The sequence below is a fragment of the Mucilaginibacter sp. NFX135 genome (assembly GCF_048565145.1).
Taxonomy (GTDB): Bacteria; Bacteroidota; Bacteroidia; order Sphingobacteriales; family Sphingobacteriaceae; genus Mucilaginibacter.
In genome coordinates, this window is the sequence record NZ_CP183412.1 from 1,279,212 (window position 1) to 1,301,682 (window position 22,471).

Here is a 22,471-nt window from a genome sequence, read left to right on the forward strand (position 1 = left end):
GTTGCCTCAAAATAAGCTATTGGTTTTAAAAGCATCGCTAAAATACTAAACATTATACGATTTCGGATTTAGGATGTTCGATTTTAACCGTTGTTAGTTTTTGATGATGCCAATCATTTCGGATTTCGGATTTCGGATGTTCGATTTGGGATTTATTATTCTGTTAATTCTTTAATTCTGATAATTCTGGTTCAGACGTTTTAATTCCGATAATTCTGGTTCAGACCAACGCTTTTCATAAATTTGCACATGCCAAAAAAAGAACAGGACGACGAATCTGAAAATGTCAGAGAGGCAAATACTTATGCCAAATTTAGTGGTGTGGCTTTCCAGATGATAGCAGTGATAGGCGTATTTGCTTTTGCCGGTTATAAAATTGACGCGGCCATGGCGCATCAGGTAAAATGGGTGACAGCTGTGCTTTCGCTTATTGGCGTGTTTATTGCATTATATATTGTTATCAGATCTGTAAAAAGTTGAAACTGCTTCCTACTGTATTATCCTATTTATCGTTTATTATTATCATAGCTATACCTCCGGCCGTATTACCTTATATAGGATACGCCGGTTGGATTACCCCCAAATTCTGGCTGCTGTTTTTCTTTCTCTCGGGCCTTACATTTTTAACGGTAGTTTCTATACTGATGGTGGGCAAAATCAAGCAGGATATGTATGCTCAGGCGTTTTTGGCAGCAACTACGGTTAAACTGTTGGCCTGTATGTTTTTTGCATTGATTTTTCTTTTAAAAAACAGCGTAAACAGGTACGTTTTTGTGGCCGATTTTTTTTATATATATTTCTTAAATATGGGTTTTGAAATTTATGGTTTGTTACGTAACTTGCGCAACCAAAAAATAAGGTAAAAAACTTCATTTAGATGAATAATAGCTCGATTTTGAACTCAAAAATATTTAAACCCTTACTGATTTCCGCGCTTTTTTTGCTTTTCTGTGTTAAGCCAACATTATCTTTTTCGCAAGAAAAAGCTGCTGAAGGCAGTGAAAAGCCATTTGACCCTAAAGAGGTAGTATTTGAACATATTGGCGACTCACACTCGTGGCCGGTAGCAATACCATTTATGGGCGAGCATTTTGTTGGATTGCCGATCATTCTGTATACAGATAAAGGTTTGGAGATTTTTTCTTCAGAAAAATTAGGCTTTCATCACGGAGAAGGTCACGAAGCTCCTGTGTACAAAGGCGAGCATTACAGCTACAAGCTTGAAGGAAAAAAGGTAGTTGCTGTTAATGAGGCAGGTGAAATTAACAAGGATGCCAAAGTGTATGATTTTTCTATCACGCGTAACGTAATAAGCATGTGGCTGGGGATGATCGTATTATTGATTATATTTTTCAGCATCGCCTCTGCTTATAAAAAACGTGCCGGCAAAGCGCCAAAAGGTTTGCAGTCATTACTGGAGCCGGTTGTGCTTTTTGTACGCGACGATGTGGCTATCCCTAATATAGGTGTAAAGCATGCCAGATACATGCCTCTGTTGTTAACCATCTTCTTTTTTATCCTGATCAATAATCTATTGGGTTTGGTCCCTTTCTTTCCGGGAGGTTTTAACCTGACAGGTAACATTGCGGTAACATTGGTATTGTCTTTTATCGTGTTGCTTGTTATCAACTTTAGCGGCAATAAATACTACTGGAAACATATTTTTACACCAGATATCCCACTGTGGTTATATCCTATCATGGTTCCTGTTGAGATCATCGGTATAATATCAAAGCCATTTGCGTTAATGATCCGTTTATTCGCGAACATTACTGCCGGTCACATCATCGTACTAAGCTTAATATCTTTAATATTTATCTTTAAAACTGCGTGGATGTCAACAGTATCTGTACCATTCGTAGTGTTTATGGATTGTATCGAATTGCTTGTGGCATTTTTGCAGGCCTTTATTTTCACGATGCTTACCTCCCTGTTTATCGGGATGGCTGTTGAAGAGCATCACCATTAATCTGAATTAATTATAATTATATATACACGTTAAATTATCAAACAATGATTGGAATGATTGGAACAATTGCACAAGCCGCTGCTACAGGTGTTGTGAGCTTACAAAAACTTGGTGCAATTGGTGCAGGTTTAGCTGTTATTGGCGCTGGTATCGGTATTGGTCAAATCGGTGGTAAAGCCGTTGAAGGTATCGCCCGTCAGCCAGAAGCTGCCTCAAAAATTCAAACTAACATGATCATCGCTGCAGCCCTTGTTGAAGGTGTTGCTTTGTTTGCCGTGGTAGTTGCTCTTCTCTAATTATTAGAGAGAAAGAAAAAAAACAACCCGGGGCGATTGGCTCCGGGCTTGTTTAAAGAGGTTAAAAAAGAATAAACATATAAAGTAAATATCTATACATAATTATGGACTTAGTTACCCCCGATCTTGGTTTAGTTGTCTGGACAACGGTATCCTTTTTGATCCTGTTATTTTTATTAGGAAAATTTGCCTGGAAACCTATTTTAGGCGCTCTTAATGATCGTGAACGCTTTATTGAAGATTCATTGTCAAAAGCCGAAGCTGCTAAAGATGAAATGGCCCGTTTAACTAACGAGAATGAGTCGTTACTGAAACAAGCCCGTGCCGAGCGCGACCAGATCCTGTCTGAAGCCCGCAAAGTAAAAGAACAAATGATAGCTGATGCCAAAGAGCTTGCCCACAAAGAAGGTGCACGTATGATTGAGCTGGCCCGTGTGGAGATCAACAACCAGAAATCAATAGCTATGGCTGATGTTAAAAATCAGGTAGCTACCCTGTCGTTACAAATTGCCGAAAAAGTATTACGCAAGCAATTTGAAGATCATCAGAAACAAGACGAACTGGTGAGCCAACTATTAAAAGAAGTGAAATTGTAAATAGATATTAGATATTAGATTTGAGATTTGAGACAGAAAGTTGTCCTGGTCTCACATCTCACATCTCATGTCTCACATCTCAAAAATATATGTCAGAATTAACAGTAGGAACCAGGTACGCCAAATCACTAATTGACCTTGCGCAGGAACAAGATATTGTTGACGCCATCAAGGCCGATATGGATCTGTTTTTGCATACCCTTAAGGCAAATCCTGAACTTAAAGCTGTTTTAAGTAACCCGATCATCGCCCACATCAAAAAGATAAAAATACTGGATGAAGTGTTTGCTGGTAAGGTGAACAAGGTTACTATCGCATTTTTTAAATTGATGGTTAACAAAGGTCGTGGTGAGGTATTATACGCTACCGCGCTTGAATACATTAACCAGTATAACATCAAAAGGCATATCACCAAAGCAAAAGTTGCTTCGGCTACAGAGCTTTCTGCAGCTAACAAACAAACACTGGTTGCCGAATTACAACAGGCAATTGGTGGTACTGTTGAACTGGAAGCCAAGGTTGACCCATCATTAATTGGTGGTTTTGTATTAACGGTGGGCGACAGGCAGGTAGATACCAGTATTGCTGCCAGCCTGAAAAAATTAAAGAAAGAATTTGCCGAACAGGCAGTTTAATATTAACACTAAAACTCTAAATAAATTTTAAACAATGGTAGAGGTAAGACCAGACGAAGTATCGGCAATTTTGCGTCAGCAATTGGCAGGCTTCAAGTCAGAATCTGAATTAGAAGAAGTGGGTACTGTACTCCAGGTGGGTGACGGTATTGCACGCGTTTATGGATTGACAAAAGTACAATCAGGAGAGCTTGTAGAATTTGGCACAGGATTGCAAGGTATCGTACTTAACCTTGAAGAAGATAACGTAGGTGTGGTATTGTTAGGTAAATCTGACGATATTAAAGAAGGTGATACCGTAAAACGTACCAACCGTATCGCGTCTATCAACGTAGGTGAAGGTATGCTTGGTCGTGTTGTGGATACCCTGGGTAACCCAATTGACGGTAAAGGCCCTATCAGTGGTCAAACCTATGAAATGCCTTTGGAGCGTAAAGCGCCAGGTGTAATCTATCGTCAGCCGGTAACTGAGCCTCTACAAACCGGTATCAAAGCTATCGACGCGATGATCCCTATCGGCCGCGGACAACGTGAGCTGGTAATCGGTGACCGCCAGACCGGTAAAACTGCCGTTTGTATCGATACCATCATCAACCAAAAAGAATTTTATGATGCCGGTCAGCCGGTTATCTGTATATATGTAGCTTGCGGTCAAAAAGCAAGTACAGTAGCCAACATTGTACGTACACTGGAAGAAAATGGTGCTATGCCATATTCTATCATTGTAGCTGCAAACGCTTCAGATTCTGCAACCATGCAGTTCTTTGCTCCGTTTGCAGGTGCCGCTATCGGCGAGTACTTCCGTGATACCGGAAGGCCAGCTTTGATCATCTATGATGATTTGTCAAAACAAGCTGTTGCTTACCGTGAGGTATCATTGTTATTACGTCGTCCACCGGGCCGTGAGGCTTACCCGGGTGACGTGTTTTACCTGCACAGCCGTTTATTAGAGCGTGCCGCTAAGATCAACGCGAATGATTCTATCGCGCAGCAAATGAACGATCTTCCCGAGTCTATCAGGGGTATTGTGAAAGGCGGTGGTTCATTAACCGCTTTGCCTATCATCGAAACACAAGCAGGTGACGTATCTGCTTATATCCCAACCAACGTAATCTCTATTACCGATGGTCAGATATTCCTGGAATCCAATCTGTTTAACGCGGGTGTTCGTCCGGCCATTAACGTAGGTATCTCGGTATCACGTGTGGGTGGTAACGCGCAGATCAAATCCATGAAAAAAGTAGCTGGTACCTTGAAACTGGATCAGGCTCAATACCGCGAATTGGAAGCATTCTCCAAATTCGGTTCGGATCTGGACGCTTCAACCAAAACTGTATTGGACAAAGGTATCCGTAACGTAGAGATATTGAAGCAAGGTCAGTTTGCTCCGGTAACTGTTGAAAAACAAGTAGCTATTATATACTTAGGTACAAAAAACCTGATGCGTAATGTGCCTGTAAAAGATATCAGGAAGTTTGAAGTTGAATTTACCAGCCAGTTAGAAGCTCGTCACCCAGAAGTTTTAGCTGCCCTTAAAGCAGGTAAATTCGATGACCAGATCACCGGTGTATTAGAAACTGTAGCCAAAGAACTGGCAGCAAGATATTAATTTAGTTACGGGTAACGAGTTGCGAGTTGCGAGTGAAATATTGGTTCCCGCAACTCGTAACAGGCAACCCGAACCCCATAATAAAGAATGGCTAATTTAAAAGAAGTAAGAAACAGGATAACATCTGTATCATCAACCCAGCAGATCACCAAGGCCATGAAAATGGTTTCGGCGGCTAAGTTGAAACGTGCTACAAATGCTATTGTACAATTGCGCCCTTATGCCAATAAGCTAAAAGAGCTGCTGGCTAACTTATCTGCAAGTTTAGAGGATGGTTCATCACCTTATTTGCAGGAGCGCGAGCCCGTGCGTGTATTGGTGGTTGTAGTAACCTCAAACCGTGGTTTGGCCGGTGCTTTTAATGCCAACGCAATTAAAACAGCTAACAACCTTATTGCCGAAAAATATACCAAGCAATTACAGGCCGGTAATGTTTCGATAGTGGCTATCGGTAAAAAAAGCCAGGAGTATTACGAGCGACGGAAGTACAATGTAATTGGTAACAATAACGATCTGTACAATGAACTTAACTTTGAAAATACTTCCAAAATTACCGAAAGCATTATGGAAGGTTTTGTTAATGGTAAGTTTGACCGTGTGGAGCTGGTGTATAACCACTTCCGTAATGCAGCTGTACAATATTTAATTGCCGAACAATTATTACCAGTGCCAAAACCCGAAAAAACGGACGAGGTAAAGACAGCCAATGTTGATTACATCCTGGAGCCTTCGCAAGAAGAAATTGTGGAGCAGCTGATACCTAAAAATATCAAGATCCAGTTATACCGTGCTGTGCTGGATTCAAACGCGTCTGAACATGGGGCTCGTATGACAGCCATGGACAAGGCTACCGAAAACGCAGGCGAATTGTTAAAAGCCCTTAAGCTTTCATACAACCAGGCCCGTCAGGCAGCCATTACCACCGAGCTTACCGAAATTGTGAGCGGTGCCGCAGCTTTATCTGCACAATAACAATTTATAAAAGAGTTTATAGTAAAAAGGCCTTCTTATTTAAGAAGGCCTTTTTTGTGTTCGCTTTTTTTCTGACCGGTTTAGCTTTCGACAAACACACGATTACCTATGTCTGATCTTTTATGATAAAATATATAGGACCCCGCCAACAGTGAAACAGGCAGGATGATAAAGATCAAAGCCGGCAAAGGTCGACCAAGGACGATGTTGGAATACAAGGCGCCCAGTATGTCGAAAGCTATGCCGGCATAGGCCCATTCTTTCAATCGGGGATAGCCAGGCATAAGGATCACTGCGAAAGCCAGGAGTTTGGCAATACCCAGGAAAGGCACCAGGTAAGCAGGATATCCAAGCCCGGTAACTATCTTAACGGAATCGGGGTACGAAATCGCGTCGAATACGGAACCCACACCTACAACAGCGAGCAATATACCTGTACAGATCCAGTACAATATATTTATCCTTTTCATGATTATTTACTGTTTTGTTTCAGGTCATAATTGAGCATCCATTGTATGCCGAATTTATCGCGGCACATGCCGCAATAGGCACCCCAAAAAGTTTTATTAAGCGGCATTTCTATTTTACCGCCCGCGGCCAGGCCATTGAACAGTTTGTCGGTTTCGGCCTCGCTTTCGGTATTTACACAGATATAAAAATTGTTGCCGATGGTTAAGGTTTGCCCCATGGATTCCAAGGTGTCGGTAGCCATCAGATTGTTGTGTTTGCCCATGGGGAGCGATGAGTACATAACCTTTCCCTGATCCTGCTTTGGCATCCGCTCAAAACCCGGACTTTCGTTAAAACGCTGAAAACCTGCAAATTCTACACCGAATATGGATTGGTAAAAGTTCATGGCCTCTTCGGTATTACCCATAAAATTTAAATAAGGATTAATGCTGATCATGATGATTGTTGTTTTGTTAAAACAAAGGTAAACGCAATATCTTTTATGCGTGATGTGCTAATACGACAATGTTAGGTAGGGTATTGCGACAAAATGGTATATTTAGTTCATGATTAACATAGCCATTTTAACACTTAAAAATGCGGTGATGGCATCCATTGCCGATACTGCTTATGTATTTGCTACCGTTAACGAACTGCTGGAAAAATTGGGACAACCGCCTTTGTTTGAAGTGAAGCTGGTGGGGACAGATAAGGAAGTGCAATTAAGCAATGGCATTTTCTCTGTTAAGCCGGATGTGATCACGGATGATCTTCCGAAAACAGATCTCATCATTATCCCTTCCATGATGGGCGATGCCATTGCCGCCGCTTATGTAAACAAAGATTATGCCTCCTGGATAATTGATCAATATAAACAAGGCGCCGAAGTGGCCAGTTTGTGTACCGGCGCTTTTCTGCTGGCTTTTACCGGCTTGCTGCGCGACAGGCAATGTACAACACACTGGGCCTATGCCAACGAATTCAGATATTATTATCCGGATGTAACCCTGGTTGACGAAAAGGTGATCACCCATCAGCATGGTTTGTATTCAAGCGGAGGTAATAATGCCTATTGGAACTTGCTGTTGTACCTGGTCGAAAAATATACCAGCCGCGAAATAGCTATTCACACAGCTAAGTTTTTTGTGATCGATATCGACCGCAGGTACCAATCGCCCTTTATTATTTTTAACGGCCAAAAGAATCATGAGGATGACACCATCCTGAGATCGCAGGAATTTATTGAACAAAATTATAAAGGAAAGTTAACTGTCGACCAGATAGCGGATGTTCTTAATGTCAGTCGCCGCACGTTTGAGCGCCGGTTTAAAAAGGCCACCAGGAGCACTGTGGTTGAGTATATCCAGCGTGTCAAGATCGAAGCTACCAAGAAGCTGCTGGAAACCGGTAAGCGGTCGATCAATGAAGTGATGTATCATGTGGGATATTCAGACATGAAAACTTTCAGGGATATTTTTAAAAAGATCACCGGTATGACCCCAAACGACTACCGGATCAAGTATAACAAGGAAGCGGCTGTTTTATAAGCAAGGTTAAATGATGAAGATTAGATGTATTTTACTTAACCATGATTACTAACATTTTAAGGCTTATATCTTTTATCATACCTTTGCCAATTCAATTTTCAGGATATTAATGCAGCAAAGTAACTTAAATAACATGCAGGCCACGGTAAACTATAACCGCCCCGTTATTTATTTTTTGTTGCTTTGGACGGTATTGAATGTACTACAAGCTGGCACCCTGGAGATACACGCCGACGAGGCCTACTACTGGATGTATTCGCGGTTTTTGGATTGGGGTTATTATGACCACCCGCCCATGGTGGCCCTGTTCATCAAAGCCGGCTACAGTCTGATACATAATGAATTTGGCTTGCGGTTGTTTACTGTGCTCAGCAGTTCGGTGTCATTATACCTGATATGGCTGATGCTAAAAAAATACCAGGTAAACGCTAAAGCCTTTATCCTGGTGATACCGGGGATATTTGTTTTCCATATCTACGGTTTTACCACTACCCCCGATGCGCCGCTATTATTATTTACTACCTTATTTTTCTTTTTCTACCAACGGTATGCCGAAAGGGACAGCTGGCCGCTTGCGCTCATACTCGCCCTGGTTGTTGCGGGTTTGCTCTATAGCAAGTATCATGGTATTTTAGTTGTAGGATTTACGCTGCTCTCCAATCTGAAGTTATTAAAGCGCCCATCGTTTTGGGGTATTGTAGTGTTAGCTGTGGCTTTTTATACACCACATATTTTGTGGCAGATAAACCACGATTATCCGTCTATCAAATACCATCTTTCCGAACGTTCGGCCGAAACTTATGATTTTTCCTACTCCTACCTGTATCCCTTGGGCCAACTGGTTATGGCCGGGCCGCTAATAGGCTGGTTTTTGTTTTATAAAAGCTTTACTGTACGTATCAAGGATACTTTTATGCGCACATTGCTGGTAAATAGCATTGGCATATTGCTTTTCTTTTTCCTCACCTCATTTAAAGGCGAGGTGCAGTTGCACTGGACGCTTATTGTATATGTGCCTTTAGCTATGCTGGTACTTATTCACTTCGCGCAAAGCGGTTGGCCTGCATGGTTTAGTCGCCTGGCTATAGTCAATATAGTTTTGATCGTAACGCTTAGGTTGTTGATTGTATGGGGACCCTCATTTATGATGGAGGTTGGCGCCATCAGAAGCTTTTTCGGTTTTAAGGATTGGGCCAAAACAGTACATGATAAGGCGGGCGATAATTATGTGATATTTAGTGAGGGCTTTCAGAATCCATCAAAATATAATTTTTATAACAATACAGTTAAGGGGCTTAATTACGATACGCGTTATTACCGCCGTACCCAATATGATATATGGCCCATTGATGACAGTATACAGCATAAAAAAGCATACTTGGTAGCAGAAGGCCCTATACCTGGGATAACTACCGATACTATTAAAACACCGGTTGGTTATTGGTATAGCTGCTGGGTAAATAATGTGCGTACCTACCAGAAAATTGATTTCAAACCTTTGGCATACAAGGTAACTGCATCGCCAGGGCAAAAACTCACCTTTGACCTGTCGTTTAAAAACACCTATAGCTTTCCCATTAATTTTGGAAATACGCCCGATGAGTCGCCTGTTTATTTTGAGGCTTGCTTTTTTGAAAATTCATCAGATCTGGTAAATACGCAGAAGGCCGACGACAGCTTTTATCATATTGCTTTACAGCCAGGGCAAACCACACAATATAAATTTACACTTACAGCGCCCGCAAAAAAGGGACGCTATGATCTGCTGTTTTCGTTACGCACCGAGCCCTTTGCCGGAGGACGAAACAGCGGTATTATCAATTTTACAGTTAAATAATACATCACTCCATGCTTAAAAAATTATACTTACTTGCAATCATTACCTTCATAAGCAGTACTGCTGCTTTGGCACAAAATAGCCTCGATATCCATTTTAATGGAATGGGCTTTCTGGACAACCGGGAGTATAAACCTTTTACAGAAAGGTCACATACCTACTCCGGTGTGCGTACCGAACTTGACCTGGGTTTGAATATCGATAGTGTGCATCATTTTGTTGTAGGTGCCAATGCCTTGCATGATTTTGGAGCACAGCCTTATTTTGCAAAGGTTAATCCCGTGGCTTATTACAGCTATACCGGAAAAAGCTGGTTGTTTAACGCGGGCGCGTTTCCACGCGAAGGTTTACTGGACGATTACCCGCGTGCCTTGCTGAACGATACGCTGCGTTACTACCGCCCTAACGTTGAAGGTTTACTGGCCCGCTACCATAATGAGCACTTTACGGAAACCGGCTGGATTGACTGGGTAAGCCACCAAACCGATACCCAGCGCGAGGAGTTTTTGTTTGGTTTTTCGGGTAAGTACCGCCCTTCGCTTTTTGGCCCTTTTTATGTGTCGCATTACTTTTTGCTGTTGCATGATGCTGGGCCGGGTGTGCCTATTCCTAACGATCATATCCAGGACAACGGCGGTGGGCAGATCCGTTTAGGTCTCGACTTCAGTCATAAAACCTTTTTAGATTCGTTATCAGTAGAGGCAGGCGGCATGATGTCATTTGAACGCGTCCGTGGTGTTGATGGTTTTCAAAAACCGGCCGGCTTTATAGCAAACGCTTATTTTAGCTGGCACAAGTTTGCTTTATATGATGAATTTTATAAAGGTCAGGGCAGCCATATCATGTACGGCGATTCGTTCTATCAGTTTAAAACCTATAACCGTTTGGATCTTATTTATACGCCGTTTTTATTTAACAGGATAAAAGGGCAGTTTATTTTAAGCTTCCACCAGGTACCGGGATATCAGATGAGTAACCAGGAAGCCTTTAGAGTAACGTTTGACCTGGGCCGGAAAACCATACTCAAGTTCAAGGATTAAAAAAGAAAGAAATTAACCTTAATCGCGTATCAAGTTTTAGTATCAAGTATCAAGATTTTAATTTGGTCATAATACTTGATACTAAAACTCGATACTAATTTTTAAAACAAATCACATATACTATGCAATTAAAACACAAACTACTGGTTCTTTTTGTGTTCCTGTTTATAGCTCCTGCAAGGCTATTGGCACAAGAGAATCAATTTTCGGGTTGGGCGGCCTGGTTTCACAGCCAACGTCTGTCTGAACACTGGGGCTATTCGTTCGACGGGCAATTCCGCTCACATGATGACCTGAGTTATTTAAAACACATCCTGCTTCGTCCATCGGCAAATTATTACTTTGCCAATAACAAAATTGCGGCGCTGGGTTATGCCTATATCGCCACCAATGGCCGTAGTGCCAATGGCGACAAAACCTTTAGGCCTGAGCACCGGATATGGCAGCAGTATACTTACTCGCACAAGCTGGGTAAACACATTGCCATAGCACACCGTTTCCGTTTAGAGCAACGCTTTTTAGGGAAAACCGCCAATAATAAAAATGACGATTACTTTGCCCAGCGTTTCCGGTATTTTGTACGGGGTGTAATTCCATTTAAGAATGATTCGGCAGTATTTACCAAAGGCCCTTTCCTGGCCCTGCAAAATGAAGCCTTTGTTAATGTTCAAAACAAAAACCGGGTGAACAAACACTTCTTTGATCAAAACCGTGCCTATGTTGCGCTGGGTTACCGCGTGAGCAAAATGTTTGATGTAGAAGCCGGTTACCTTAACCAATACATTAACCTGGCCGAAAGCTATACGCTAAACCACGTAGCCCAGCTGGCTTTTTATACGAGGTTTTAATTGTGAGTAAGGATTTTTGGAACAAGGAGCAAAGATAAGTGAGGTGCTACCATCGTTATATAAAGCCGAATGAGGACTAAGTTATCTTGTCCTCATTCCAAAAATCCTTGCTCCTTGTTCCCTTTTGTTTACAGCCTGCTGATATCGCCGCTGCCTGCTTTGGAGCTGCTGATGTTTTTGGCGCCGCCGGTATAGTGAATATCGCCAGAGCCGCTTACTGATGCTTCTACTTTATTGCTGGCATTTACAGTGGCATCGCCACTACCTGCTACACGTACCGCGGTGTTTACGGTTACCAGGTCGCGGGCTTTAAAATCACCAGAGCCAACTACGCTTACACTTGAGTCATCGGCACGGCCCGATAGGCTCATATCGCCGGAACCGGAGATCCTGCTTTCCAGTTTTTTTACATTCACCTTGCCCTGCATATCGCCCGATCCGGTGACATTTAATCTTAAGGAGTTAGTGCTGATACCATCTTTAAAAAAGATATCGCCAGAACCGGTTACCGAAACACCATTCAGATCCTTCGCGGTCACGTAGATCACCATTTTCCTGTTCCCAAAGCCCCAGTTATTCCAATTGGAGTCTTTTTTACTGTGTATTTTTAATACGCCATCCTGTACTTCGGTAACAATACGGTCAATAACATTAGAAGGTGCTTCTACCTTTACCGATTCTGTTGACCCCTGGGTAATATAAACATCAAAAGAACCCGCCAGGTCAATAGCGTGGAAGCCTGATAAATGACGGTCCTGCGTGCTTTGTTGTATGGGTTTAACAGTAGTAACAGGAGCAGCGTAAGTATAGCCGGTAGTGCCTGTTGCTAAAGCTGCAAGTAGTAATAGTTTGGTTAGTGATTTCATGGTTAACGTTAATTATTTGTTTATAAGACGCAATACACGCCGATAGGTTGCACTGTTTTTGAAATAAAGTAAACCCCACCCACACCCTCCCCGGAAGGGAGGGCTTTTAAAACCAGTCTTGCGCTCGTTTGCACCCACCGGTGTTGGGAAGATCGTTATTTAGGCTAAAGCCAGGAAATACTACTATTATCCGCCCCATAAATGGGACGGCAATGAATAAAAAGCAGTTGATTTATCTTTCGTTGCCGTGGGTTTTAACCAACGAGTTACAAACAAACAGTTACTAGCTTTAGCCTAACTCCGTTTTGGGTCTTTGTTTTTTGTCTTCCCAACACCGGTGGTTTGCAACGAGTGCTTAACATGGGTTTGCGTTTAAAACGCAAGAGCGATGCAATCGCCTCTCCGCAATAAGCACTCGTTGCAAACGAGCACAAGTAGAATCAACTATTTTACTTAACTTAATCTAATACAACTTAATCACGTGCTACCCCTATATAATAATTAAAAGTATCTACTTCGATGTTATCTTCCGTAGCGCCATCCAGTTTTAATGGTGTAAAGCGGGTAGTTGGGGTGATGAATTGATAATCGCCGCCTTTTACTTTAACCCTTACCGGCATATTGAACTTTTTGCTGCTTACGTTTATCCAACGGCAACGTATTTTATCCTTATAGGTCAAAAACTCCAGGATCGGGATGGTTTTATAATGCAGGTACTGGTCGAATATAGGAGCCAGGTCCATGCCGCTTTGCTGAGAAATATAATCAACCACTTGATTGTAAGTAACGGTTTGGTGGTAGAAGGTTTTGTTGAGCCCACGCAGAATGTTACGCCATTTTTCATCATCATTAATAACGGTGCGGATCATGTTGAGCAGGTTACCGCCTTTATAATACATATCGCCCGATCCTTCGCGGTTTACGTCATAAGGACCAACAATAGGGCGATCATTCTGAATAGCCAAACGGGTGCCATGCACATACTCCTGCCCGGCTTGCTTGCCATAATAGGTTTCCACAAATAACGATTCGGAGTAATTGGTGAAGCTCTCATGGATCCACATATCAGCTACATCTTTGGAGGTGATATTATTGCCAAACCACTCGTGCCCACTCTCGTGCACTACAATAAAATCCCATTTTAAGCCCCAGCCCGTGCCCGAAAGGTCGCGACCCAGGTAGCCATTCTGGTAATGATTACCGTAGGCTGTGCCGCTTTGGTGTTCCATGCCCAGGTGTGGGGCCTCTACCAGCTTATAGCCATCTTCATAAAAAGGATAAGGGCCAAACCAGTACTCGAATGCTTTAAGCATTTTGGTAGCATTCTCGTTCCATTGTTTTTTAGCCTTGTTCAGGTTGTAGCTCAGCGGCCAGTAATCCATGGTCAATTTTCCCTTTTCGCCCTGGTAAACGCCATCATAGTGTACATAATCGCCAATGTTGGCCTCAATATCATAGTTGTTGATGGGATTGGCCACAAACCAATCAAAACGGGTATAGCCGTCTTTTAATTTGGTTACTTTACGTAAACGCCCGTTTGATACATCCTTTAAACCATTAGGTACGCTAATGCTGATGAGGGCGCTGTCAACCTCATCATACTGATGATCTTTGGTAGGCCACCAGATACTGGCGCCTATACCCTGACAAGCAGTAGCCACCCAGGGTTTGCCCAATGAGTCGGTAGTATATACGATACCGCCATCCCAGGGAGCGCGTTTGGCAATAGTAGGATTGCCGGAGTAAAACACCGTAAACTCATCGGCGCTGCCTTTGGTTATGGTTTGCGGAAAGGTGATGAATACGGCGTTAAATTCGCGGATGTATGGTAATTCCTGCCCTTTGTAAATCACCTTATCAACTTTGAGGTTAGCAAACAGGTCGAACTGTAGTTTGGTAAAATCCTGTGTGGCTGTAAATTTAAACTGGTTGCTGCCGCTGATATATTTTTGATCGATATCAAACTTCACATCCAGGTGATAGTAATTGATATCATAACAGGTGCGTAATGGTGTTAAACTACCGCGCAGGGTATCGGCGCGGGTAAAAGTTTCGCGGTTGGCGCCAAGTTGAGCTTTTACAGATAGGGTAGTAGCACTAATTATTAATGCTAATGCTATCCGACATAATTGTTTTATTTTCATGTTAATGGGTATTCTAATTTGAAACAGAGCAGATAGTCTATTTCCAGGTTTCTAATAAATTCTTTTTCCAGAGACCAATAGCGTATTGTCTGAACAATTCAGGCCCTTTTTTAAAGGCTTCGTCAAATGTGTATTCGCCACCAACATATTTTTTTTCAGATAATCGAACCTTGTTTTCACCCCTGATCGCATATTTTTTACTGCCCTCGTGCATAATGATCTTCATATAGCTTGGGCTTACATCTCCGTGGCATACAGTTTTATACATAAGCCACACCTCTGCTTTTCCATTATTGTCAAGATCAGTAATGGCAAAAGTATTTGGGATATAGCTGGCTTTAATATCAACCGGACATTCCTTAATAAAATCATAGGTTTGCCAACTGAGTTTGGGTTCTGTATTATTACCAATATTATAATGATAAGCATATAGAGCAGCATCCCTTTCATCTCCATTTTCACTTCCTTTGGAGGGTGTTTCCCCAGTTTCTGTAGTGATAACCATGTGTTCACCTTCTCTATCATTATAATGCACTGCATTGATAACATGCCCCGAATAATGTATGGTTTTAGGTATTGCCTTTACGGTTAATTGAGTAACCTTGATCTGAGCAAAACTACTTTGTATTTGTACAACAATCATCGTCAAAAACAGTCCTAATAATTTCATGTAACTTAGATAATAAATGTTTATTCTCGCGGCCCCCAAATATTCTTTCTCCAAAGCTCCTGGGCATATTTTCTGAACAGCTCCGGCCCGCTTTTAAAAGCATCGTCAAAAGTATATTTGCCGCCGTCGTACTCAGCCGGACCCACTTTAACTTTGTTTTGTCCTCTTATCGCGTATTTGTTACCACCCTCATGCATAATGATCTTCATTTCGCCCGGACTGATATCACCGGCGCATAATGTTTTATACATCAGCCATACTTCGGCTTTCCCATTCCTGTCCAGGTCGGTAACGGCAAAAGTGCCCGGAATGTATATCGCTTCCAGGTCTACCTGGCAGTCCTTAACAAAATCAACCATTTGCCAGTTTAACTGCATACTTCCATTGCTCTTTATGGTATACTGATAAGCATAAAGGGCCGCGTCGCGTCCATTACCATCTTCGCTATCGCCTCTGGTATCGGTTATCCCGGTTTCTGTTGTGATCAATAAGTGCTCACCTTCGCTGTCTGTAAAGCGTACGGAGTTAACAATATCTCCTTTATATTTAATGGATGCAGGTATTGCTCTTTTATTAATCCTGACCACACTGACCTGTGCCATAGTCATTTGCCCCGCGGATAAAAATATAAGCAGGCTCATGAATTTGATGTAATGCATGCTCATACTAATCTTTTAGTATACCGATATAGTAGTTAAATGTATCTACTTCAATATTATCAATAGTAGTACCATCAATAGCAACCGGGGTAAAACGGTTAGTAGGGGTAATAAATTGATACTCGCCCCCTTTAACCCTTACTAATACAGGCATAGCAAAACCATTGACATCGGCTATCCAGCGACTAAGCAGTTTGCCATCCCTGGTAGCAAACTCCAGCGTAGGCAGGTTTTTATAATGCAGGTACTGGTCAAATACAGGTAATAGTTTTTTGCCCGATTGTTCGGTGATATAGTTAACCACCTGGTCATAAGTAACGGTTTTATGATAAAATGTTTTATTGAGACCGCGCAGTATTTCGCGCCATTTTTCATCATCATTAATAATGGTGCGCACCATATTGAGCAGTACCGCGCCTTTGGGATACATATCGCCGGAGCCTTCTTTGTTTACATTGTAAACGCCCACAATAGGGCTTTCGTTCCCAATTCCTATTCTAAGTCCTTTGTTGTATTCCTGGCCTGCCTTTTTGCCCCAGTTATTTTCAATAAACAACGATTCGGAGTAACAGGTAAAGCCTTCATGGATCCACATATCGGCCAGATCCTTACAGGTGATGTTGTTGCCAAACCACTCATGGCCACTTTCGTGAACGATGATATAATCCCATTTAAGCCCCCAGCCCGTGCCCGACATATCATAACCAAGGTAGCCATTCAAATAATGATTACCGTAGGCTGTAGCGCTTTGGTGCTCCATACCTAAATGCGGTGTTTCTACCAGTTTGTAACCATCCTCATAAAACGGATAAGGGCCAAACCAGTGTTCAAAGGCTTTAAGCATAGGCTTTACATTTTCGGCAAATTGCTTTTTGGCTTTCTCCAGGCTGGTTGGCAATACCCAGAAATCAAGACTGAGCTTGCCTTTCTCGCCATCGTATGTATCGCCGAAGTGAGTATAATCGCCAATGTTGGCAACCACATCATAATTGTTAATAGGGTTGGCCACAAACCAATCAAAGCGCGTATAGCCATCTTTGAGTGGAGTAACTTTACGCAGCCTGCCGTTTGATACATCTTTTAATCCTTTAGGCACGCTGATGCTGATCATCATGCTGTCAACCTCATCGCTCAGGTGATCTTTATTGGGCCACCAGATACTGGCGCCCACGCCCTCGCAGGCGGTTGCTACCCAGGGTTTGCCCAGGGAATCTTTTTTAAATACAAAGCCGCCATCCCAGGGGGCGTTAACCGCTACCGTTGGTTTGCCCGAATAGTATACGGTAAACTCGTCTTTACTGCCTTTGGCAATGGTTTGTGGAAGTGTAACAAAAACAGCATTAGCATCGCGGGTATAAGGCAGGTTTTTACCTTTATACACCACTTTGTCTACATTCAGATTGGCAAATAAGTCAAATTGCAGTTTGGTGAAATCTTCGGTCGCGGTAAATTTAAATTGATTGCTGCCACTGATGGCTCGTTGGTCGATATTTACCTTCACATCAAGGTGATAGTAGTTAATATCGTAACAGGAACGTAAAGGCGAAAGGCTGCCACGCAGTGTATCTGCATGCGTGTATTTTTCTTTCTCTTGTAAAAGCTGGGCTTTGGCAATAACCGGGAGGCATAATAAAATAGCTCCCAATATAAACTGATAATTCAGTTTAGTAAGTGATGAGTTGTTCATTGTAACGGATCAGTCAATGTTTAATGAACCTAAATCTACAAATATCTTGTGATTAAGTTTATTTTTAAAGATAAGTTGCTTCTTAATTCACCCTAAAAGGGGGGCTTTTTAAGAAAAAAGCCCTTCTCTATTTAGAGAAAGGCCAGTATAACATCTATTTCAATACTTCCACATCAATAAAGCTGTCGTTATAAACCGTCTCGGTGGCTTTGATGTAGTCGCTTTCGTTGGCCTTGTATGGGTTCTCCACAAATTTTTGCGGATTACGCGCTATGATCGGGAACCAGGTGCTTTGTATCTGGATCATAATGCGGTGACCCTTTTTAAAGGTATGCAGCACATCCTGCAGGCGGAAGTTAACATCGGTTTTTTGGTTGGCTACCAAAGCTTCTGGTTTCTCGAAGCTGTTGCGGAAACGAGCCGGCATTACTTCCGAACGTACCATTTGCCAGTAATTGCTCAGGATGATGTTTTTGTTGGGCATATATGGGTTGTTAGGCTCATCGGCAGGGTAAACGTCAATCAGTTTTACCACAAAATCGGCATCGGTGCCGGTAGTCGCAATTTTTAGGTGTGCCATGATCTCGCCGCCAAGAGTTACATCATCATTTAATACGTCTGTCTGATAAACCAGCACATCCGGACGCCTACCGGCAAAACGCTGATCCTCGCTCATATAATTGTGCGGGGTAAAGCCCATGGTAGTGGTATTATCCTCAGTATAAGGAACCGGCTTAAGCGGATCACTTATATAGGATACTGAACCGGCTGTGGCAGGTTGCGCATCGGCCAGTTTACCATCGGCCCCTAAATACATTTTTTGATGAACCGCGTTTGGAGCCGGCCATTTATCAAAAGTAGCCCATTCCTTTTTACCGGTATTGTACATATAAGCGTTGGGCAAACCTGAGTTTTTGTCGCCATTGCCTTTCAGGAAATGGTTGAAGAATTTGGCTTCGATATTTTTTTGGTAAAAAGTAGCGATGCTGTCACCAAAATAAATATTACTGTGCATGGTGTGCCCGGTTTCGCGCGACCAGCGGCCATGCCCAAATGGACCCATCACAATAGTATTATAGGCATTAGGGTCGGTTTTGTTGATGGTTTTATAGATTGCCAGCGGACCGGTCAGGTCTTCGGCATCAAACCAGCCGCCTACCAGCATTACCGCTGGTTTTACTTTGCCATAGTGCTTTAGCAGACCACGTTTTTGCCAAAACTCATCATAGTTGGGATGATTGATGGTTTCCTGCCAGAAGAAATTGTTGTGGTAAAATTTGTCGGCATTTTTAAGCGGACCAAGATCTAACAGGTATTGATATCCATCTTTGCTGTTGGGTTTAAGCATGGTATACCAGGCTTTGCTGGTGGTATCGGTTTTTTGAACACCGAAAACCGGGAAGGTAAAAAAGTAACCTTCCAGAAATGCACCGTTGTGATGAAAATCGTCAAAAAAGAAATCGGATATAGGAGCTTGAGGTGATGAAGCCTTCAGAGCCGGGTGGTTTGACAGGATACCTGCCGCGGTGTAAAAGCCTGGGTAGGAGATGCCATACTGGCCAACTTTGCCATTATTGAAAGTTGCATTTTTAATCAGCCAGTCAATGGTATCATAAGTGTCAGAACCTTCATCAACATCGGTTTTGCTTTTTTTGTTATCGATAACGGGCGTCATGTTTGTCCAGGTTCCTTCACTTTTCCAGCGGCCGCGAACATCCTGGTACACAAAAATATAACCCTCTTTCATGATAATTTCCGACGGACCCAAGCGTGCGGGATATTTATCTTCGCCATACGGCGCTACGCTGTAACAGGTACGCTGCATCAGGATAGGATACTTGTTTTTAGCCGAAGCATCTTTAGGCGTGTAAATGGAAGTGAAAAGTTTTATACCATCGCGCATAGTGATGTACACGTCTTCTTTGGTAAAATGTTCCTTTACATAATCGCTTTGAGCAAAAGCGTTAATGCTGCACATTAATAATAGTGCAAAAAATGAGTAAATTTTTTTCATGAGATCAGTCAATTTAAAGCTCTAATTTAGCAAGTAAATCGTTAATTCAATTCTTTATTGCAACACTGTTACAATAAAGTTAAATAAAGACTATATACTATCTCTTTTTCTATAATTATCTGCCCTATTTATGACACCGTTTCCCGCTCAATATTCCACCTTATCAGCCCCTGCTTTAAAAGATTATATAGCGACAGCGTATGGTATAAACCTGATAAACTGCAAGTATTTGCTGCGAGGGGTGAGTGATACTTATGTTTTAGAAGCGGCAGATTCAAAGTATATTTTAAAAATTTACCGCGACCCGCACCGTTCGTTAAGCGAGATACAGGGTGAAGTGGAGTTGTTGAATATGTTAAAAGAATATGGTGCGAATGTTTCATACCCGCTGGTTGATATTTTTGGCGGACAGATACAAAAATTTGATGCAGCCGAAGGCTCCCGCTATGGTATTGTGCTTTCCTATGCCGGGGGCAAACCTGTGCTTGATCTGTCTGATGAGCAATTGAAAACTGTTGGCCGTGAAATGGCCACGGTTCATAACATCACCTCGGTAGTGAAACTGAACTATAAAAGAAAAGCCTATACTACGGATAGCACGCTCATTCAACCTTTAAAAACGCTGAAGCCCGCGTTTGCGGAGCTGCCAGGTGAATATATCTATTTAAAAGAGACCGTAATGCAGGTAATTCGAAAGCTCAACACGTTTGATACAGAAAAATTTAGCTATGGTTATTGTCAGTATGATTTTTTGCCCAAGAACTTTCACTTTGACGATAACGGCGGGATCACATTTTTTGATTTCGACTTTGCGGGTCAAGGCCATCTGGCAAATGACCTGATGTCGTTCTTTGTACATTTTTTCATGCATGTGTTTACAGGCAAGCTTACCGATGAAGAAGCCGACCGCATGTACCAGGTCTTTATAGCAGCCTACCGCGAAGTAAGACCTGTATCAGATCAGGAGATCAAGGCTATTCCTTATCTGGGTGTAGGGTTCTGGATATTTTACCTGGGCTTTCAATATGAAAACTTCGATGATTGGTCGAACCCGTTTTTTGGTCCGAAATTTATAAAGGACAGGGTGTCGCTGATAAAAGTGTGGGTAGATAAGTATTGCGAATTTTGACCATTAATCTATAAAATAATAGCCTAATAACCATTAACTTTGCCAACCACAAAATACACTACTATGCAATATGATGTTATCGTTATCGGTTCGGGCCCTGGTGGCTATGTAGCCGCTATACGTTGTGCCCAGCTTGGTTTAAAAACCGCGATTGTTGAAAAATATGCTACCCTTGGCGGTACCTGTCTAAATGTAGGCTGTATCCCATCCAAAGCTTTACTGGATTCGTCTGAACATTACCATAACGCTGCTCATGCCTTTAAAACGCATGGTATTAACCTGGATAATCTGAAAATCGATTTCGGCCAGATGATCAAACGGAAGCAGGAAGTGGTTGACGCCAATACCAGCGGTATTGTTTACCTGATGAAAAAAAATAAGATCGATACCCATTATGGTGTAGGATCTTTTAAAGATAAAAATACCATCATTGTTAAAAAGAACGATGGCACCGAAACGGAGATCACCAGCAAAAATGTGATCATTGCTACCGGTTCAAAACCATCAGCACTACCATTTTTAAAGATCGATAAAAAACGTATTATCACCTCAACTGAAGCTTTAACCCTGACCGAGATCCCTAAACACCTGGTGCTGATTGGCGGTGGTGTTATTGGTTTGGAGCTGGGTTCTGTTTACGCCCGCTTAGGCTCCAAAGTATCTGTAATTGAATTTATGGATGGCATTATCCCAACTATGGATAAAGGTTTGGGTAAAGAGCTGCAAAAAGTATTGCAAAAACTGGGTATGGAATTTTACCTGGGGCATAAAGTTACCGGCGCTACCGTAAAAGGGAAAGAAGTAACCGTGACTTTTGATACCCCGAAAGGTGAGAAACAGGAACTGAAAGGCGATTACTGCCTGGTTGCTGTTGGTCGTGTGGCCTATACCGATGGTTTAGGGCTGGATAAAATAGGTATTATGGTAGAAGAACGCGGTCGTAAGATCACGGTTAACGATCACCTGGAAACCAGTGTGAAAGGGGTATACGCTATTGGCGACGTTATTAAAGGCGCCATGCTGGCTCACAAAGCCGAGGACGAAGGTACTCTGGTGGCCGAGATTATTGCCGGCCAGAAACCACACATTGATTATAACCTGATACCGGGCGTTGTTTATACCTGGCCGGAAGTTGCCGCCGTTGGTCAGACAGAGGAGCAATTGAAAGCAGCCGGTGTAAAATATAAAACAGGATCGTTCCCATTCAAAGCCAGTGGCCGTGCGCGCGCCAGCGGTGATCTGGATGGTTTTGTGAAAGTACTGGCCGATGCCACTACCGACGAGATCCTGGGTGTTCACATGATAGGTCCGCGTGCTGCTGATATGATTGCCGAGGCTGTAGTAGCGATGGAGTACCGTGCCAGCGCCGAAGATATTTCGCGCATGAGCCACGCCCACCCAACTTACACCGAAGCCATGCGCGAAGCCTGCTTAGCAGCGACTGAGAACAGGCCGATACATATGTAAGTTATTTGTTGTAAGGTTGGAATGTTTTAATGTTGT

Annotated in this window: 22 protein-coding genes; 14 read left to right on the forward strand and 8 right to left on the reverse strand. The window is 42.5% G+C overall.

The window, feature by feature from the left end; all coding sequences use genetic code 11:
- The first annotated feature begins 249 nt into the window (after window positions 1-249).
- From ACNURT_RS05565 to atpG, 8 genes are all read left to right on the forward strand, one after another.
- Window positions 250-480: an AtpZ/AtpI family protein gene (locus ACNURT_RS05565; RefSeq protein WP_419700895.1), complete on the forward strand. Its 231-nt coding sequence runs from the start codon at window positions 250-252 to the stop codon at window positions 478-480.
- The gene (locus ACNURT_RS05570) at window positions 477-863 is read left to right on the forward strand and encodes a hypothetical protein (protein ID WP_419700896.1); all 387 of its coding nucleotides are present in this window, start codon (window positions 477-479) and stop codon (window positions 861-863) included. Before ACNURT_RS05565 ends, ACNURT_RS05570 begins: the two co-directional genes overlap by 4 nt.
- Window positions 864-895: 32 nt before the next feature.
- A complete protein-coding gene (gene atpB / locus ACNURT_RS05575; protein ID WP_419700897.1) occupies window positions 896-1,969 on the forward strand; it encodes a F0F1 ATP synthase subunit A in 1,074 nt (357 codons plus the stop codon).
- Between the two features lie 53 nt (window positions 1,970-2,022).
- Window positions 2,023-2,265, forward strand: a complete 243-nt coding sequence (atpE, locus tag ACNURT_RS05580; protein ID WP_274213861.1) for an ATP synthase F0 subunit C — start codon at window positions 2,023-2,025, stop codon at window positions 2,263-2,265.
- A 104-nt stretch (window positions 2,266-2,369) separates the two neighbouring features.
- On the forward strand, window positions 2,370-2,861 hold the full coding sequence (locus ACNURT_RS05585) for a F0F1 ATP synthase subunit B (protein ID WP_419700898.1): 492 nt from the start codon (window positions 2,370-2,372) through the stop codon (window positions 2,859-2,861).
- A gap of 89 nt (window positions 2,862-2,950) precedes the next feature.
- Window positions 2,951-3,496 (forward strand): ATP synthase F1 subunit delta, encoded by a 546-nt coding sequence (gene atpH, locus ACNURT_RS05590; RefSeq protein ID WP_419700899.1) that lies wholly within the window; start codon window positions 2,951-2,953, stop codon window positions 3,494-3,496.
- 34 nt (window positions 3,497-3,530) lie between these two features.
- Window positions 3,531-5,105 carry a F0F1 ATP synthase subunit alpha gene (gene atpA, locus ACNURT_RS05595; protein WP_419700900.1) on the forward strand — a complete coding sequence of 525 codons (1,575 nt, stop codon included), beginning with the start codon at window positions 3,531-3,533 and terminating at the stop codon, window positions 5,103-5,105.
- 87 nt (window positions 5,106-5,192) lie between these two features.
- Complete coding sequence (gene atpG, locus ACNURT_RS05600) at window positions 5,193-6,077, forward strand: ATP synthase F1 subunit gamma (RefSeq protein WP_370994825.1); 885 nt, start codon at window positions 5,193-5,195, stop codon at window positions 6,075-6,077.
- Window positions 6,078-6,157: 80 nt separating this feature from the next.
- On the opposite strand, the gene ACNURT_RS05605 is transcribed toward atpG, so the two are convergent.
- Window positions 6,158-6,547, reverse strand: coding sequence for a DoxX family protein (locus ACNURT_RS05605; RefSeq protein WP_419700901.1), 390 nt, complete (start codon window positions 6,545-6,547; stop codon window positions 6,158-6,160).
- Between the two features lie 2 nt (window positions 6,548-6,549).
- Window positions 6,550-6,984 (reverse strand): VOC family protein, encoded by a 435-nt coding sequence (locus ACNURT_RS05610; protein WP_419700902.1) that lies wholly within the window; start codon window positions 6,982-6,984, stop codon window positions 6,550-6,552.
- 109 nt (window positions 6,985-7,093) lie between these two features.
- On the opposite strand from ACNURT_RS05610, the gene ACNURT_RS05615 reads away from it, so the two are divergent.
- From ACNURT_RS05615 to ACNURT_RS05630, 4 genes are all read left to right on the forward strand, one after another.
- The gene (locus tag ACNURT_RS05615; protein WP_419700903.1) at window positions 7,094-8,074 is read left to right on the forward strand and encodes a GlxA family transcriptional regulator; all 981 of its coding nucleotides are present in this window, start codon (window positions 7,094-7,096) and stop codon (window positions 8,072-8,074) included.
- A 133-nt stretch (window positions 8,075-8,207) separates the two neighbouring features.
- Window positions 8,208-9,911, forward strand: a complete 1,704-nt coding sequence (locus ACNURT_RS05620) for a glycosyltransferase family 39 protein (protein WP_419700904.1) — start codon at window positions 8,208-8,210, stop codon at window positions 9,909-9,911.
- A gap of 11 nt (window positions 9,912-9,922) precedes the next feature.
- Window positions 9,923-10,951 carry a hypothetical protein gene (locus tag ACNURT_RS05625; RefSeq protein WP_419700905.1) on the forward strand — a complete coding sequence of 343 codons (1,029 nt, stop codon included), beginning with the start codon at window positions 9,923-9,925 and terminating at the stop codon, window positions 10,949-10,951.
- 122 nt (window positions 10,952-11,073) lie between these two features.
- Entirely contained in the window at window positions 11,074-11,799 is a 726-nt protein-coding gene (locus tag ACNURT_RS05630; RefSeq protein WP_370994818.1) for a DUF2490 domain-containing protein, read from the forward strand.
- A gap of 128 nt (window positions 11,800-11,927) precedes the next feature.
- On the opposite strand, the gene ACNURT_RS05635 is transcribed toward ACNURT_RS05630, so the two are convergent.
- From ACNURT_RS05635 to ACNURT_RS05660, 6 genes are all read right to left on the reverse strand, one after another.
- Complete coding sequence (locus ACNURT_RS05635; protein WP_419700906.1) at window positions 11,928-12,665, reverse strand: head GIN domain-containing protein; 738 nt, start codon at window positions 12,663-12,665, stop codon at window positions 11,928-11,930.
- 473 nt (window positions 12,666-13,138) lie between these two features.
- Complete coding sequence (locus ACNURT_RS05640; RefSeq protein WP_419700907.1) at window positions 13,139-14,809, reverse strand: M1 family metallopeptidase; 1,671 nt, start codon at window positions 14,807-14,809, stop codon at window positions 13,139-13,141.
- Between the two features lie 37 nt (window positions 14,810-14,846).
- Window positions 14,847-15,479 (reverse strand): M949_RS01915 family surface polysaccharide biosynthesis protein, encoded by a 633-nt coding sequence (locus ACNURT_RS05645; protein WP_419700908.1) that lies wholly within the window; start codon window positions 15,477-15,479, stop codon window positions 14,847-14,849.
- Between the two features lie 20 nt (window positions 15,480-15,499).
- Window positions 15,500-16,138: a M949_RS01915 family surface polysaccharide biosynthesis protein gene (locus ACNURT_RS05650; protein ID WP_419702110.1), complete on the reverse strand. Its 639-nt coding sequence runs from the start codon at window positions 16,136-16,138 to the stop codon at window positions 15,500-15,502.
- A 7-nt stretch (window positions 16,139-16,145) separates the two neighbouring features.
- Window positions 16,146-17,825 (reverse strand): M1 family metallopeptidase, encoded by a 1,680-nt coding sequence (locus ACNURT_RS05655; RefSeq protein WP_419700909.1) that lies wholly within the window; start codon window positions 17,823-17,825, stop codon window positions 16,146-16,148.
- Window positions 17,826-17,979: 154 nt separating this feature from the next.
- On the reverse strand, window positions 17,980-19,839 hold the full coding sequence (locus ACNURT_RS05660; protein WP_419700910.1) for a CocE/NonD family hydrolase: 1,860 nt from the start codon (window positions 19,837-19,839) through the stop codon (window positions 17,980-17,982).
- 130 nt (window positions 19,840-19,969) lie between these two features.
- On the opposite strand from ACNURT_RS05660, the gene ACNURT_RS05665 reads away from it, so the two are divergent.
- Window positions 19,970-20,968, forward strand: coding sequence for a phosphotransferase enzyme family protein (locus ACNURT_RS05665; RefSeq protein ID WP_419700911.1), 999 nt, complete (start codon window positions 19,970-19,972; stop codon window positions 20,966-20,968).
- A gap of 63 nt (window positions 20,969-21,031) precedes the next feature.
- Window positions 21,032-22,435 carry a dihydrolipoyl dehydrogenase gene (gene lpdA / locus ACNURT_RS05670; RefSeq protein WP_419702111.1) on the forward strand — a complete coding sequence of 468 codons (1,404 nt, stop codon included), beginning with the start codon at window positions 21,032-21,034 and terminating at the stop codon, window positions 22,433-22,435.
- Window positions 22,436-22,471 lie beyond the last annotated feature (36 nt).

What these genes read in the sequence shown, in the direction of transcription:
- ACNURT_RS05565 (WP_419700895.1), top strand. Translation starts at nt 250, where the DNA reads ATGCCAAAAAAAGAACAGGACGACGAATCTGAAAATGTCAGAGAGGCA.
- atpE (WP_274213861.1), top strand. Translation starts at nt 2,023, where the DNA reads ATGATTGGAACAATTGCACAAGCCGCTGCTACAGGTGTTGTGAGCTTA.
- ACNURT_RS05585 (WP_419700898.1), top strand. Translation starts at nt 2,370, where the DNA reads ATGGACTTAGTTACCCCCGATCTTGGTTTAGTTGTCTGGACAACGGTA.
- atpH (WP_419700899.1), top strand. Translation starts at nt 2,951, where the DNA reads ATGTCAGAATTAACAGTAGGAACCAGGTACGCCAAATCACTAATTGAC.
- atpA (WP_419700900.1), top strand. Translation starts at nt 3,531, where the DNA reads ATGGTAGAGGTAAGACCAGACGAAGTATCGGCAATTTTGCGTCAGCAA.
- atpG (WP_370994825.1), top strand. Translation starts at nt 5,193, where the DNA reads ATGGCTAATTTAAAAGAAGTAAGAAACAGGATAACATCTGTATCATCA.
- ACNURT_RS05605 (WP_419700901.1), bottom strand. Translation starts at nt 6,547, where the DNA reads ATGAAAAGGATAAATATATTGTACTGGATCTGTACAGGTATATTGCTC.
- ACNURT_RS05610 (WP_419700902.1), bottom strand. Translation starts at nt 6,984, where the DNA reads ATGATCAGCATTAATCCTTATTTAAATTTTATGGGTAATACCGAAGAG.
- ACNURT_RS05615 (WP_419700903.1), top strand. Translation starts at nt 7,094, where the DNA reads ATGATTAACATAGCCATTTTAACACTTAAAAATGCGGTGATGGCATCC.
- ACNURT_RS05620 (WP_419700904.1), top strand. Translation starts at nt 8,208, where the DNA reads ATGCAGGCCACGGTAAACTATAACCGCCCCGTTATTTATTTTTTGTTG.
- ACNURT_RS05625 (WP_419700905.1), top strand. Translation starts at nt 9,923, where the DNA reads ATGCTTAAAAAATTATACTTACTTGCAATCATTACCTTCATAAGCAGT.
- ACNURT_RS05630 (WP_370994818.1), top strand. Translation starts at nt 11,074, where the DNA reads ATGCAATTAAAACACAAACTACTGGTTCTTTTTGTGTTCCTGTTTATA.
- ACNURT_RS05635 (WP_419700906.1), bottom strand. Translation starts at nt 12,665, where the DNA reads ATGAAATCACTAACCAAACTATTACTACTTGCAGCTTTAGCAACAGGC.
- ACNURT_RS05640 (WP_419700907.1), bottom strand. Translation starts at nt 14,809, where the DNA reads ATGAAAATAAAACAATTATGTCGGATAGCATTAGCATTAATAATTAGT.
- ACNURT_RS05645 (WP_419700908.1), bottom strand. Translation starts at nt 15,479, where the DNA reads ATGAAATTATTAGGACTGTTTTTGACGATGATTGTTGTACAAATACAA.
- ACNURT_RS05650 (WP_419702110.1), bottom strand. Translation starts at nt 16,138, where the DNA reads ATGCATTACATCAAATTCATGAGCCTGCTTATATTTTTATCCGCGGGG.
- ACNURT_RS05655 (WP_419700909.1), bottom strand. Translation starts at nt 17,825, where the DNA reads ATGAACAACTCATCACTTACTAAACTGAATTATCAGTTTATATTGGGA.
- ACNURT_RS05660 (WP_419700910.1), bottom strand. Translation starts at nt 19,839, where the DNA reads ATGAAAAAAATTTACTCATTTTTTGCACTATTATTAATGTGCAGCATT.
- ACNURT_RS05665 (WP_419700911.1), top strand. Translation starts at nt 19,970, where the DNA reads ATGACACCGTTTCCCGCTCAATATTCCACCTTATCAGCCCCTGCTTTA.
- lpdA (WP_419702111.1), top strand. Translation starts at nt 21,032, where the DNA reads ATGCAATATGATGTTATCGTTATCGGTTCGGGCCCTGGTGGCTATGTA.